This is a genomic window from Nocardia sp. NPDC004604 (assembly GCF_040609795.1).
Taxonomy (GTDB): Bacteria; Actinomycetota; Actinomycetes; order Mycobacteriales; family Mycobacteriaceae; genus Nocardia.
In genome coordinates this window covers 40666-54813 of the sequence record NZ_JBEXLC010000051.1, presented here as the reverse complement: position 1 = coordinate 54813, position 14148 = coordinate 40666, and the positions used below count along the sequence as shown (strand labels likewise).

Here is a 14148-nt window from a genome sequence, read left to right as displayed (position 1 = left end):
CTACACCAATTGCATAAGCTAATTGCACTTCACATTGCTCAGCTAATCCAGCTGCTACAATATTTTTTCCGGTTTGGTCGAGCTTGCCCTGCACGCCGGAGAACAGGTCGGCTGCTCGACCCTCGAGGAGTTGGTCCTGCGAGCCCCGCTGGCACTGTCGGAGTCGACCGGGGTTGCGGTGCGCGTTGTTGTCGACGCCGAGGACGAGACCGGCCGTCGCGGTGTGCGGATCTTCTCTCGGCCCGATGATGACGTCGATACGGTGTCGGCGTTGTCGTGGACGTTGAACGCCGAAGGCGTGCTCGCGTCCGGATTCGACAGCGCGGCTGTCGATCTGGTGCAGTGGCCGCCCGCCGGTGCGGTCGCCGTGGACATCGATGGTGTTTACGATTCCCTTGATGCGCAGGGCTATCACTATGGTCCGGTGTTCCAGGCGCTGCGGTCGGTCTGGCGGGGATCCGACGGTATCTACGCCGAGGTCGAATTGCCTGAGCAGGCCCGAACCGAGGCGGAGCGGTTCGGAGTGCATCCCGCGTTGCTCGACGCCGCCTTGCACGCCCTGCGTTTTGCCGATGACACCTCGGCGGAGGGAACCGGACTGGCGTTGCCGTTCGAGTGGTCCGGTGTCACCGTGCATGCGGCCGGGGCCGACGCGTTGCGCGTTCGGCTCACCCGTATCGGTGAACATACGGTTGGTTTGGATCTGGCGGACATGACGGGTGCTCCGGTAGCGACTGTGCGGCAGCTGGCTTCCCGGCCGATCGATCCCGCGCAGCTCACCACCGGCACACCCATTGCCCGCACCGCTTTGTTCGACATCGGCTGGACACCGATCTCGGTGTCCGAAGCCGACCTCACCGCCCTGTCGTGGGCGGATCTCGGTGACGAGAGCGAGCAGGTTCCGCAGGTGGTGGTGTTGGATTGCCCGGCGGGTAACGATCCCGCTGCTGTTCACGCTGCGACTCATGATGTGCTGCAGGTGCTTCAGTCCTGGATTGCTGATCAGCGGTTCGGTGAGTCGGTGCTGGTGGTCCGAACCAGTGGTGCGGTTTCGGTTGCCGGGGAAGACATTACGAACTTGGCCGGTGCTGCTGTGGGTGGTCTGGTGCGTTCCGCCCAGGCGGAGAGCCCTGGCCGGATCGTGTTGCTCGACACCGATTCCGAAGATGCCGGTGCCGAACTCGGTGGGCTGCTGGGTGGGATTCTGGCTGCGGAGGAACCGCAGGTGGCCGTGCGTGGTGGACAGGTATACGGAGCGCGGCTCGCCCGGGTCGTCTCCGCTGCCGCGACCGCTCCGACGACCGACGCCTTCGATCCGGATGACACTGTTCTGGTCACCGGTGCCAGCGGCTATCTGGGTGGGTTGTTCGCTCGGCACCTGGTGAACGCACGTGGTGTGCGTCGTCTGTTGTTGTTGAGCCGCCGTGGTGAATCTGCTTCTGGTGCTTTGGAGTTGCGGGCGGAGTTGCAGGGTCTTGGTGTCGAGGTCGGGTTCGTGGCTTGTGATGTTGCCGATCGTGGTGCGCTCGCCGAGGTGTTGGCGGGTGTGCCTGCTGGTCATCCACTCACGGGTGTGTTCCATATGGCTGGTGTGCTCGATGATGGTGCCATCGCTTCGTTGACCGTGGATCGGTTGGATGCGGTGTTGCGGCCGAAGGTCGATGCTGCTCTGCATCTGCATGAATTGACTGCGGATCTGCGGTTGAAGGCGTTTGTGCTGTTCAGTTCGGTGGCTGGTGCGTTCGGCAACCCTGGTCAGGGCAACTATGCCGCGGCTAACGCGTGTTTGGATGCTCTGGCGGCACACCGCAGGGCATCCGGGCTCTGCGGTCAGTCGTACGCCTGGGGTTTGTGGAGCGTGGGCGGGGGTATGGCCGCGGAACTCAGCGACCGGGACCGTCACCGCATGTCTCGTTCGGGCATGCTGCCGCTCTCGGAAGAAGAAGGCCTCGCGCTGTTCGATGCCGCGACCGGGATCGACGCGGCGGCCCCTGTGCTTGCTCGTCTGGACCTGGATGCCATGCGCAGCGCTGGATTCACGGCGCCCGCACTGTTTTCCGCGCTGATCCCGCATCGCCGCAAAGCAGCCTCCGGAGCCGCCACTGCGCTTCGCGCTCGTTTGGCGAACACTCCCGAGGGTGAGCGTTTCGGTGTGCTCGTGGAGATCGTGCGTGGTCAGGTCGCGGCGATTCTGGGTCATCAGGACGTCAACGCAATTGCGGCGGACAAGGCCTTCAACGAGCTGGGCTTCGATTCGATCACCGCTATCGAGTTCCGCAATGCCCTCAAAACCGTGACGGGCCTGCACCTCCCCGCGACCCTGGTGTTCGACTATCCGACACCGCAGGCTTTGGCGAAGTATCTTGCCGATGAGTTCGCGGGCACCAGCCGGGATGTCGTGGTCACTGCCAGCAGAGCTCTTGACGACGACCCGATCGTGGTGGTCGGAATGGCCTGCCGTTATCCCGGCGGGGTCACTTCACCTGAGGAGCTCTGGGAACTGGTCCGTAACGGTGGGGATGCGATATCGATGCTCCCGGTCGACCGTGGCTGGGATATCGAGGGCATCTATGATCCGGAATCTGGTCGGGTGGGCAAGTCCTACACCCGGGAAGGTGGGTTCCTGCATACTGCTGCAGATTTCGATGCGGACTTCTTCGGGATCAGCCCGAACGAGGCCACGGGGATGGATCCGCAACAGCGGCAACTCCTGGAAACGACGTGGGAGGCGTTGGAGCGCGCCGGTGTGGATCCGGCGGTATTGCGTGGCAGTTCGACCGGGGTGTTCACCGGTGTGATGTACCACGACTACGCGCAGGGCGCCGGTGGCAACGCGACCGGCAGTTTGGTGTCGGGTCGAATCGCCTACACCCTGGGGCTGGAAGGCCCAGCCGTCTCAGTGGATACGGCCTGTTCATCATCGCTGGTGGCAATGCATTTGGCCGCGCAGTCGCTGCGGTCGGGTGAGTGTGATCTGGCATTGGCCGGTGGTGTGGCAGTGATGGCGACGCCGGAGACGTTTGTGGAGTTCAGCAGGCAGCGGGGTTTGTCGCCGGATGGTCGGTGTAAGTCCTTCGCCGACACGGCCGATGGTGTCGGCTGGGCCGAAGGTGCCGGTGTGTTGGTGTTGGAGCGTTTGTCCGATGCCCGCCGTAATGGTCATCAGGTTTTGGCGGTGATGGCTGGTTCGGCGGTGAATCAGGATGGTGCGTCGAATGGTTTGACCGCGCCGAATGGTCCGTCGCAGCGGCGGGTGATCCGCCAAGCGTTGGCGAACGCGGGGGTGTCCCCGGTCGAGGTGGATGCGGTCGAGGCCCACGGCACGGGTACCACTTTGGGTGATCCGATCGAGGCGCAGGCGTTGTTGGCGACGTATGGGCAGGATCGTGCGGGGGATCGTCCGTTGTGGTTGGGGTCGTTGAAGTCCAATATCGGTCATTCCCAGGCTGCCGCGGGTGTGGGTGGTGTGATCAAGATGGTGATGGCGATGCAGCACGGTGTGTTGCCGCGAACGCTGCATGTGGATCAGCCCTCGACGAAGGTCGATTGGTCCGAGGGGCATGTGCGGTTGTTGACCGAGGAGGTGTCGTGGCCGGTGGTGGATCGGCCGCGTCGTGTCGGTGTGTCCTCGTTCGGTATCAGCGGCACCAACGCCCACGTCATCCTGGAGCAGCCCGCGGCCGTGGAGGCGGTGCCGGTAGTGAAGACCGACCCGGTGGGTGGGGTGCTGCCGTGGCTGGTTTCGGCACGCAGTGCTGCGGCTCTTGCCGGTCAGGCTGCCCGCCTGGCATCTCATGTGGCCGACCACGACCTGGACCCGATCGATGTCGGTTTCTCGCTGGCCAGCACGCGTGCTGTGTTCAACCATCGCGCTGTTGTCCTGGGCGACGATCGCGACGGTCTCCTCGCGGGAGTGCGGGCGCTGGCCGGGGGCGTGCCGGCTCCCGGTGTGGTGACCGGTCGCGTGGTACCGGGTTCGACGGGTGTGGTGTTTTCCGGTCAGGGTGCGCAGTGGGCGGGCATGGCTACTGAGCTGCGCGGTGCGTATCCGGTGTTTGCCGAGTCTTTCGATGCGATCGTGGCTGAACTGGATCCGCTTCTCGGGCAATCGGTTTCGTTGAATGTGGCGTTGGCGTCCGAGGATCTGGTTGATGCGACGGTGTTCGCGCAGGCGGGTTTGTTCGCGTTCGAGGTGGCGTTGTTCCGGTTGCTCGAATCGCGGGGTGTGCGTGCGGATGTGGTGGCGGGTCATTCGATTGGTGAGGTTGCTGCCGCGCATGTGGCTGGTGTGTTGTCGCTGGTGGATGCGTGTGTGTTGGTGGCGGCGCGTGGCCGGTTGATGCAGGCGCTGTCTTCCGGTGGCGCGATGGTCGCTGTCGGTGCTTCGGAAGCCGATGTGCTGCCATTGCTGGGTGGTGAGGTGTCGATCGCGGCGGTCAACGGTCCGTCGTCGGTGGTGCTCTCCGGTGCCGAAGACGCGGTCCTGGCCATTGTCGAGGCGTGCATCGAGCGTGGGTGGCGGACGCATCGGTTGCGGATCTCGCATGCCTCCCATTCGGCGTTGATGGAGCCGATGCTGGCCGAATTCGCCACGGTGCTACAGGGTTTGGCATTCACCCGCCCGAGCATCGCGTTGGTATCCACGGTGACCGGTGCCCGGATCGAGCACGAGATGATCGACCCGTCATATTGGGTCGGGAATATCCGCAAGACAGTGCGATTCGCCGACGCTGTCGCCACGATGGCGGATATGGGTGTGACCCGGTTCGCCGAGGTCGGCCCCGATGCGGTCCTGACCCCGATGATCGCTCAAACTCTCGACACCGCAACCGCAATCGCTCTGGCCAGACGCAACAACGCCGACCCCACGACTTTGCTGACCGGACTCGCCCGGCTATACGTCGCAGGCACGACAGTGGACTGGACGGCGTACCACGCCGGTAGCGGAGCAGTGAAAATAGATCTACCGACATACAGCTTCCAGCGCCGCCGCTTCTGGGTCGCGGGCCAACTGCACACCGGGGAGGCACACGCACTCGGTCTGCGGTCCACCGAACATCCCATGCTGGGCGCGGTGCTGGCGCAGCCGGAGAGCGGGGGTGTCCGATTCACCGGCCGCCTGTCCACGGCCACCCATCCCTGGCTGGCCGATCATGACGTGCTCGGTACCGTGCTGCTGCCCGGCACCGGATTCGTCGAGCTGGCCATCCACGCCGGAGACCAGGTCGACTGTCCGGAACTGGAGGAACTCACGCTGCTGGCGCCACTCGTGCTCCAGGGGCACGGCGGTGCGCAGATCCAGGTGATCGTCGGTGACGGAGATGAGACCGGTCGCCGACGGCTCGACATCTACTCGCGCAAGGATGATGACGATCCGTCGGTCCCGTGGACGCACCATGCGGAAGGCGCTGTGCGCCCGAGCCGCGAGACCGACGAAGCGGAAAGCTGGGCCGACTTCGCGCAGTGGCCACCGGTCGGCGCCACGCAGGTGCTGCTGGCCGGCGCCTACGACGAACTCGCCGACAACGGGTACAACTACGGGCCTGCCTTCCAAGGTCTGGAAGCCCTCTGGCGCCGCGGCGAGGATCTCTTCGCCGAGGTTTCGCTGCCCGAGCAAACCTCTACCCAGGGCTATGGTGTCCATCCCGCATTGCTCGATGCGGCGATGCATGCACTGGCCTTCAGCCATCCGCAGGGCGTGGACGAGGACGCCGAGCGTCCGATCCTCGTACCATTCACCTGGTCTTCGGTGCGTTTGCACAGCGACGGCGCCCGGCGGGTAAGGGTTCGGTTGACCTCTCCGAAGGCGGGGACAGTCACCCTGACCATGGCCGATTCCGTTGGCGCGCCCATGCTTTCGGTACAGTCCCTCGCATTGCGCCCGTTGCCCCTCGAACTGCTCGCGGCCTCATCCCAGTCCGCACATGATGCGCTGTTCGAAGTCACTTGGCGGCCCGGTCCGGAGCTGCGCTCCGTTGCGGGAGTCTCCTGGGCCGAGTGGGGCTCGGCGGAGACGGCCTCGGTCCTCCTTTTCCGGCCCCCGCTCGACGGCGGTGAAGTGCCGGTCCGGCTGCGCTCAGCTGTGCACCGCACGCTCGGCGTCATTCAGGAGTTCTCGAGCGACGAACGCTACGCCGCAAGCACTCTCGCCGTGATCACCGACAGCACGGCCGACCCGGCCGCGGCTGCGGTGTGGGGTCTGGTGCGCGCGGCGCAGGCGGAGAACTCGGGGCGGATCGTGCTCATCGAGGCTCCCGAAGCGATAACGACGGATCACCTGGTAACAGCGGCGCTGACGGGCGAGCCGGAACTGAACGTCCATGCGGATGGGACACGGGTGCCGCGGCTCATCCGCGCCGCCGCACCAGAATCGGAGCGGCCGACACCCTGGGATCCCGAGCGGACTGTGTTGATCACCGGTGGTACCGGCGGAGTCGGTAGCTACCTCGCCAAGCATCTAGTGAGCGAGCATGGCGTACGACACCTGCTGTTGGTCGGCCGACGTGGACCAGCCGCCGCCGCGGATCTCATCGAGGAACTCAACGCTCTCGGCGCCGAGGTGCGCGTAGCCGCCTGCGATGTCGCAGACCGTGCAGCGCTGCGGGACCTGCTTGCCTCGATACCCGCGGAGCATCCGTTGGGTGGGATCGTCCACGCGGCGGGGGTTACCCACAACGCGCTGGTCGACAACTTGACGCCGGAGCAGATCGACTACTGCCTCGGTGCCAAGGCCGACGCCGCCTGGTACCTGCACGAGCTCACCAGTGACGCCGGGCTGTCCGCCTTCGTGATGATCTCCTCGGTGGCAGGCTTGGTACCGCCCCCGGGTCAGGGCGGCTATGCAGCCGCCAACATGTTCCTCGACGGGCTCGCGACCCACCGTCACGCCGAAGGCATGCCGGCCACCTCGCTCGCCTATGGCCTGTGGGAGTCCGAAACCGGACTGACTCAGCGGCTCAGCCAGGCCGATCGGCAGCGTATGCGCCGCAGCGGTGTGCCGCCACTGGCTGCCGCCAAGGCGCTCGAGCTGTTCGACGCGGCATTGTCCACGGACCGTCCGGTACACGTACCGGTCGAGATCGACCTTGCCGCGTTGCGTGCTCTGGACGCGGTGCCCCCGCTGCTCAGCGACTTGGTCAAGCGGACCGGGCGTCGGCAGAGCACCGGAACACAGGATGTGGGGGCGCTTCGCAGACGACTGGCACAACTGTCCGAGTCCGAACAGGAACAGTGGCTCCGGACGCACGTCCTCGAGAACGTGGCGAGACTGCTGGGACATGAGAGCGCTGAGGCACTCGACCCCGAGCGGGACTTCCTCGAATCGGGGTTCGACTCACTGGCCGCCATGGAGTTGCGCACCGCCCTCAGCGCTTCCACCGGCCTGACGCTGCCGACCGCCGCGATCTTCGATCACAAGACGCCGGCGGCACTGGCCCGATACCTGCAGAAGGAGCTCACCGCAGACTCACGAACCGACCATGAACCCGATGGTTCGGACGACTCGTTGTACGGGATGTTCCGTGGCGCGGTAGCGTCCGGCCAGGCCGGCAAGGGCTTCGCTTTGTTGCGGGCGGCGGCGGAGCTGCGCGAGCAGTTCTCCTCGGCCCACGAACTGGACCGAGTGCCGGTGCCCATTCGGCTCGCCGCGGGCTCCACCTTGCCACGCATCATTTGCCTCGCTCCGCCGCTGGCCACCGGCGGCGCACATCAGTACGCCCGGATCGCATCGCATTTGCGAACTGCCCGTGACGTTTTGGCGCTGCCGCCGATCGGTTGTCGGACGGGGGAGCCACTGCCGACGACGCCGACGGCGGCCGCGGAAGCCGTGACGCGCTCCGTCCTCGAGGCGGCGCAGGGAGATCCGTTCGTTCTGGTCGGATACTCCTCCGGCGGATCGTTGGCCTACCTCGTCACCGAGCACCTGGAAGCCGCTGGTGGCCCAGCACCCGACGGCGTGGTCCTGTTGGACACTTACAACGTGCACTACGACGGCGAATGGCTGCTTCGGGCGATGGCTGAACGCATGGTGTCGGCGGAGGCCACATTCGGTCGCTTCGACCAGGCCCGGCTGACCGGCATGGGCCGGTATGTGCAGTTCCTACAGGAGATGGTGCCCGGCTCCGTCGCCACGCCGACGTTGTTCATCCAGTGCGCCCAGAACTTCCTGGGGAGTTCATCGGATCGGGTGAACTGGCAAGCCGAACCGTGGGATTCGACGCATACCGTTGTTTCGGTACCGGCTGATCACTTCACGATCCTGGAGGACGGTTCAGTGGATGTCGCCGAAGCGATCGAGGGCTGGCTCGAGAGCTAGGAACAATGACCGGGTGGGCGCCATGCTCACCCGGTCATTGTGGCCCTAGCCCGACAGCGCTCGAGCGCAATGATCGCGGATCAACTGTCCGATCGGACGGCAATTCGCATCGATGAAGAAGTGGCCGCCCGGAAAGGATTTCGCGAAGAAGCTTCCAGAGGTGTGCGAGCCCCATACCTCGATTTCCGCGAAACTGGCATCGGGGTCACGATCGCCGACAATTGCGACGATGGGGCTGCTGACCATCGCCTCCGGACTGCACTCGTAGGTCTCGATGGCTCGGTAGTCGTTCCGGACGATCGAGAGGATCAGCTCTCGAAATTCGGGATCCTCGAGCAACGCCGATGGGGTACCGCCGAACCGGACCAGTTGCTCAGCGAGTTCTCGATCGCCCAGCAGGTGCACTCGCAGCTCAGGTGGCGCCGCCGAAGGCGCGCGCCGACCGGAGGCGAACAGGACCTTCGGGCTCGCTCCCACCTCGTGCTCGAGCCGTCGGCATGCCTCGAAAGCCACGACAGATCCCATACTGTGCCCGAACAAGGAGAAATCCTGGGCATCCCCGACTGCTGCTACCAGCTCGGGCAGCAGGCCATCGACGAGGTCCGAAATATTCCCGACGAGCGGTTCCCGTCTTCTATCTTGTCGCCCCGGGTATTGGACAGCGAGAACCTCATACTCTGACCCCACGCCTTCGGCCAATCGTCCGAAAGACATGGCGGATCCGCCGGCGTGCGGAAAGCAGACCAGTTTATGAGATCCGTCCCCCGGCGCAGGGGACAGGCGACGTAGCCAGCTATTACCCATAGGGTGGAGAGCCTTTCGTTTACGCGAGCTAGAGGTTCGATGGTGTGTGCTCGAGCCGCACCACCGCACTCCAAGGCCTCGACGAATTTTCGATCGGCTTGCGGGGATCCGGCTGTGGGAAGAGCATGATCGGCTTCATGAACCAGGGCAGCCGGTTGAACCGGTGTGCCGCCGAGACCAGAGGTTCCACGTCGTCGGCCGTCCAGCCGAGGTCGGCGAAGAAGCCGAGCGGATCGACCGGACCGAACTGCCATGGTGCGTTGGCCAGCAGTTCGGTGGTGGCCTTGCCCATTCGCTTCACAACCGCCTGGTTATTGACATCCAGTGCCCACCAAGCGATTTCAGGACGAGCCAGCGCGGCGGCCAAGCCGACGACATCGTCGTCGCTGAGGTAGTAGACCAGACCCTCGGTGAGCACCAGTGCCCGCTGTGCACCCGCGAGGGCCCCGTCCAGGAACTGCTGCCGCGCCTCGGGATCGGCGAGATCCACCGCCGTGCGGGTGAGTGCGCAGCGCGGCGACTCCCCGGCCAGCAGCTTGTTCTTCTCGGCGACCAATTCGGGGAGATCGGCCTCTATCCAAGGGAATTCGGCGGACAGCTCCAGCCGGTAGGGGCGGGTATCCATACCCGCGGCCATATTGACCACCAGATCGCAGCCCTGCGCGACGGTCTTCAGGATCAGGTCGTCGATGAGCTTGGTCCGGGCGACCAGGCTCCAGCCATTGCGCATCAAGCGCGGCGCGCGGGCGGCTATGGCGTGGCCCCGCTCCCCGGCGACCCGGTCGGCGAGGGGATCGTGGAAGAGGGCATCGGGGCGCGCGGATTCGGCGGCCCGGTAGGCGGCCACCCAGCGGGCGGTGTCGGAAACATTGGTAACTAGTTCAGCGGTCTCGGCCACCAGTGCAGTCTTGCACAGCAAAACGAAAAAGATGATTATGAGCCACGCGTATTTCAGAACTCTCGCAACGCCACGTACTGTGTTGTTTTCGCCATTGCACACAGGGGTTTTGATGAACGCACGGTATGCGATCAGGTGGGCAGCCGAGCACGGGGTGCCGCGGCTGGCATTGCGCGCGCAGCGCCGCTTGGGCGATCCGTTCGCCCGGCTGCTCAGTGGCGCGGAAGGCCGCAGCGATCCGTATTCGCTGATCGATCAGCTGCGTGGGACCGGCAGAGTGCATACCGGCCCGGTTGGCTACGCGACCTTCGATTACCAGCTGTGCCGGGCGATCCTGCGCGACAGAAGATTCGGCGCGCGCACTCCTATCGACCCCGCCGTGCCCGGCCCGCTGCGCCGCAATGCCGAGCGAGTCGTGTTGCCGCCCAACCTGACCGAGGCGCCATCGATGTTGATGCTCGACCCACCGGAGCACAGCCGGATGCGCAAGCCGGTCGCCTCCGCGTTCACCCCGCGCGCCGTCGCCCGGTTGGGCGACCAGGTGCGTGCGGTCACCACCGAACTACTCGACGCCATGTCCGCGCGCGGATCGGCCGACCTGATCGGCGATTTCGCCGCGCAGGTCCCCATTGCCATCATCGCCGAGATGCTCGGTTTCCCCGCCGCCGACCGCGAGCTGTTCCTGCGCTGGGGTGACGTGGTCACTCCGCTGCTGGACGTCGGGATCTCCTGGCGGACGCACCGCCGCGCGATAGACGCGACGGCGGCGATGGAGGGTTATCTCGCCGCCCACATCGAGAAATTGCGCCGCGAACCCCGCGAGAACATCTTCAGCGTCCTGGTGTCCTCGGGCGATCTGAGCACCACCGAGCTGATTGCGAACGCGAACCTGCTGATGGCCGCGGGCTTCGAGACCACGGTGAACGTCATCGGCAACGCGATCCCGCTCTTGTTTTCCCACCCCGACCAGCTCGACCTCTTGCGCGCCGAGCCGCAGCGCTGGCCCGGCGCGATCGAGGAGGTGCTGCGGTTCGACCCGCCGGTGCAGATAGCCGCTCGCCGAGTCCTGGAACCGGTGGATCTCGGTGCGAGCGTTCACCTTCAGCCAGGAAAGTCGATCATCGTGTCCCTGGCAGGCGCCAACCGCGATCCCGCGCACTTCCCCGACCCGCATCGATTCGACATCACCCGTACCAACGCCAAGGAGCACCTCTCGTTCGGCTCCGGCATCCACGCCTGCATCGGTGCGAGCCTGGCCAGGCTGGAAGCGGCCCACGCGCTACCCGCCCTGTTCGAACGCTTCCCCGACCTGCGCCTCGATGGCGAACCCAGCCGCCGCGGCCTGTCCACCCTGCACGGTTACCAGCACATGCCTGCCCGACTGGGTCGACCTGCGGGGGCGCGGGCTGTCCCGTCCATGGCATTCGGCGACCGCGTGCCCCGCAGCTGACAGCTGGGACAGGCGCTCGGCCCTTCCAGCGATACCGGGTCTGGACCCATTGTCGGCGGCCGGTGGACATCCGGTGCCGAACCATCGGAATTTCGATGTCTCGAATAGCCGATTCTATTGGTCAACCTTGATCGGGCGGGTCTACCTTCGACCATGTCGCCGCTGCCGAATCGAGCACAGAATGTCAGCTCATCCACTGCGTGGAGGACTCGAACCAGCGCGACGGCAACTCGGAGAGCGAGCCCGCTACCGGGCTCAGAACGACGGAGACAACCCATGTCGAAGATCCTTTTCGTGATGACCGGCGTCGACTACTGGACGCTGGCCGATGGCACCGAGCACCCGACCGGCTTCTGGGCCGAGGAGTTCGTTGTGCCCTTCCAGGCGCTGAAGGCCGCGGGTCACGAGATCGTGGTGGCCACCCCCGGCGGCGTAGTGCCGACGGTGGACAGGGGCAGCCTCGCGCCCGAGGTCAACGGCGGTCAGGAGATCGCCGACCAGCGGGCGGGCGTGCTCGCCACCAGCACCGAGCTGAACAACCCGATCAAACTGGCGGAGGCCGACCTCGCCGACTACGACGCGGTGTTCTACCCCGGTGGCCACGGCCCGATGGAAGATCTCGCCGTCGATGCCACCTCCGGCGAATTGCTCACCGCCACACTGGATTCCGGTAAGCCGCTGGCCGTGGTGTGCCATGCGCCCGCCGCGCTGCTCGCCGCGACCAAGGCCGACGGCGGCAATACCTTCGCCGGTTACGCCCTGACCGGATTCACCAATGTCGAAGAGACCCAGGCGGGTTTCGCCGATAAGGCCGAATGGCTGCTGCAGGACCGGCTGGTCGAGATCGGCGCCGATTTCCGCGAGGCCGATCCGTGGGCGCCGAATGTGGTGGTCGACCGTAACCTGATCACGGGCCAGAATCCGGCGTCCTCGGCCGGTGTCGCCGAAGAACTGCTGAAGAAGCTGTCCTGATCATGGCCGCTGACCGGCTCGCGGAGGTGCTCGACGCGACCTATGCGTGCCTGACGCGCTACGGCGTACGGCGCACCACGGTCGACGACATCGCCGCCAGCATGGGGGTGTCCCGGTCGGCGGTCTATCAATATGTCCGCAGTAAGGACGATGCCGTCCGGCGGCTCGCCGAACGCCTGCACACTCGGGCGCTCACGCGAGCCGAGACCGCCGCCGCCACGGAAAGCCCTGCGGCCCAACGCATTCGCGGGGTACTGGCGGCCAAACTCGAGCTGGTGCTGCAACTGAAGGGCGATTCTCCGCACGGGACCGAACTGCTCGACCACAAGGCACGCCTGTTCGGCGATATCTGCACCGCATTCACCACCGACCTGCGCGGACTGCTGGTCGGACTGTTCACCACGGCGGGCACCGTCGAGCAGGTGTCGCCCGCGGCGGCCGCCGATATCTGTATCGCCATGGTGATCGGTCTGGAATCCGCGCCCCAGGCCCGGCGGCTGTTCGACCCCGCCGTTACCGCGCTGCTCAGCGGGTTGCTCGCGACACCCGGCGTGGCGGGTCAGATATCTATCTCGACGTCGGTGAGCGGGTAGGCGACGCAGGAATGGGTGTAGCCGAACCGGCTGTCGGACAGGCGCAGTCGCGCTTCCTCGGCATTGTGGATCTCGCCCTTGCAGATCCGCACGCGGCACAGGCTGCACTCGCCGGACCGGCAGGCGGCCTCGGGCCGGATGCCCTGATCTTCCAACGCGTCCAGCAGCGGTCGGTTGCGTGGTGTGCGGAACGAGGTGGCGCCCACAGTGACGGTCACTTCTTCGGTCGCATCGAGTCCGGCGGGCCAGTGCGGTTGTGCGGTGGGGTCGGCGGGCGCGCCATTGGCCTCGAAGCGAATCCGGCGGCGGCGCTGTCCCAGCGACGTGAGTTGTTGCAGCGCATAGGGATACAGCGCCTGCGGACCGCATACGTATACCATCCGATCGCGCAGTTCACCGACCAGCGCGGTGATCGTCTCGGCGGTCAGGAATCCGGTCGGTCCGAGCCAGCCGGGATTCGGTTCGGCGATCACGTAATCGACGCGGATATTCGGATGCGCGGCGGCGATCGCGTCGAGTTCGTCGCGGAAGATGATGTCATCGGCCGACCGTGAGCCGTAGACGAGCTGGAAGCTACGGCCCAGCTCATTGTCGACAATATCGCGAATCATGCTCAGCGCCGGGGCGACTCCCGATCCACCAGCCAGGAACACCACGTCATCGCCGTGGAAGAGCGGATTGTGGTGGAAGGTGCCCAGCGGACCGGTGGTGCTGAGGCGGTGTCCGACGTCGACGGTGTCGATGAGTAGATTGCTGATCCGGCCGCCGGGCATCCGGCGCACGGTCAGGTCGTAGTGGTCGAGTCGGGCTGGGCTGGAGGAAATCGCAAACGGCCTGCTGGTGCCGTCGATGAAGACGTTGACGTACTGTCCGGCCAGGAATGGTGGGAGTGCAACCGAATCGGCCGCCGCGATCCGGAAGGTCTTGCTGGTGGCGGTTTCCTCGATCACGTCGGTGACCACCACCTGCAACCGCTTGGGGTGGTATGCATCGACGGTCCGGTGGGTTTCGCCGTGATAGTCGCGGACGTCCGGTGTGCGTGCAGCGATCTCGGCGAGGATTTCGGCGGTGCCGTCGAAGCGGTCGGCGAATGGGTGTGTCACGAAAGATGCTCCCT

The 14148-nt window shown here is 65.6% G+C and carries 7 protein-coding genes; 4 read left to right on the top strand and 3 right to left on the bottom strand.

The annotated features are described in order from the left end of the window. The first annotated feature begins 73 nt into the window (after nt 1–73). The gene (locus tag ABZW16_RS19885; protein WP_354957400.1) at nt 74–8314 is read left to right on the top strand and encodes an SDR family NAD(P)-dependent oxidoreductase; all 8241 of its coding nucleotides are present in this window, start codon (nt 74–76) and stop codon (nt 8312–8314) included. A gap of 45 nt (nt 8315–8359) precedes the next feature. Here ABZW16_RS19885 and ABZW16_RS19880 read toward each other — a convergent pair whose 3' ends face one another. Together ABZW16_RS19880 and ABZW16_RS19875 are read right to left on the bottom strand one after the other, a co-directional pair. Continuing rightward, nucleotides 8360–9028 (bottom strand): alpha/beta fold hydrolase, encoded by a 669-nt coding sequence (locus ABZW16_RS19880; RefSeq protein ID WP_354957399.1) that lies wholly within the window; start codon nt 9026–9028, stop codon nt 8360–8362. A gap of 118 nt (nt 9029–9146) precedes the next feature. After that, nucleotides 9147–10016 carry an SAM-dependent methyltransferase gene (locus ABZW16_RS19875; RefSeq protein ID WP_354957398.1) on the bottom strand — a complete coding sequence of 290 codons (870 nt, stop codon included), beginning with the start codon at nt 10014–10016 and terminating at the stop codon, nt 9147–9149. Nucleotides 10017–10128: 112 nt separating this feature from the next. Between ABZW16_RS19875 and ABZW16_RS19870 the strand changes: the two genes are divergently transcribed. The 3 genes from ABZW16_RS19870 to ABZW16_RS19860 all read left to right on the top strand — a co-directional run bounded on the left by ABZW16_RS19870 (nt 10129) and on the right by ABZW16_RS19860 (nt 13031). After that, nucleotides 10129–11466 (top strand): cytochrome P450, encoded by a 1338-nt coding sequence (locus ABZW16_RS19870; RefSeq protein ID WP_354957397.1) that lies wholly within the window; start codon nt 10129–10131, stop codon nt 11464–11466. A gap of 276 nt (nt 11467–11742) precedes the next feature. After that, complete coding sequence (locus ABZW16_RS19865) at nt 11743–12438, top strand: type 1 glutamine amidotransferase domain-containing protein (protein WP_354957396.1); 696 nt, start codon at nt 11743–11745, stop codon at nt 12436–12438. 2 nt (nt 12439–12440) lie between these two features. Then, nucleotides 12441–13031: a TetR/AcrR family transcriptional regulator gene (locus ABZW16_RS19860; RefSeq protein WP_354957395.1), complete on the top strand. Its 591-nt coding sequence runs from the start codon at nt 12441–12443 to the stop codon at nt 13029–13031. On the opposite strand, the gene ABZW16_RS19855 is transcribed toward ABZW16_RS19860, so the two are convergent. Further along, nucleotides 12998–14134 carry a 2Fe-2S iron-sulfur cluster-binding protein gene (locus tag ABZW16_RS19855; RefSeq protein WP_354957394.1) on the bottom strand — a complete coding sequence of 379 codons (1137 nt, stop codon included), beginning with the start codon at nt 14132–14134 and terminating at the stop codon, nt 12998–13000. The genes ABZW16_RS19860 and ABZW16_RS19855 overlap by 34 nt on opposite strands. Nucleotides 14135–14148 lie beyond the last annotated feature (14 nt).

Excerpts from the sequence above, each read along its gene's own strand:
- ABZW16_RS19865 (WP_354957396.1), top strand. The coding sequence starts at position 11,743 with ATGTCGAAGATCCTTTTCGTGATGACCGGCGTCGACTACTGGACGCTG.
- ABZW16_RS19880 (WP_354957399.1), bottom strand. The coding sequence starts at position 9,028 with ATGTCTTTCGGACGATTGGCCGAAGGCGTGGGGTCAGAGTATGAGGTT.
- ABZW16_RS19870 (WP_354957397.1), top strand. The coding sequence starts at position 10,129 with ATGAACGCACGGTATGCGATCAGGTGGGCAGCCGAGCACGGGGTGCCG.
- ABZW16_RS19860 (WP_354957395.1), top strand. The coding sequence starts at position 12,441 with ATGGCCGCTGACCGGCTCGCGGAGGTGCTCGACGCGACCTATGCGTGC.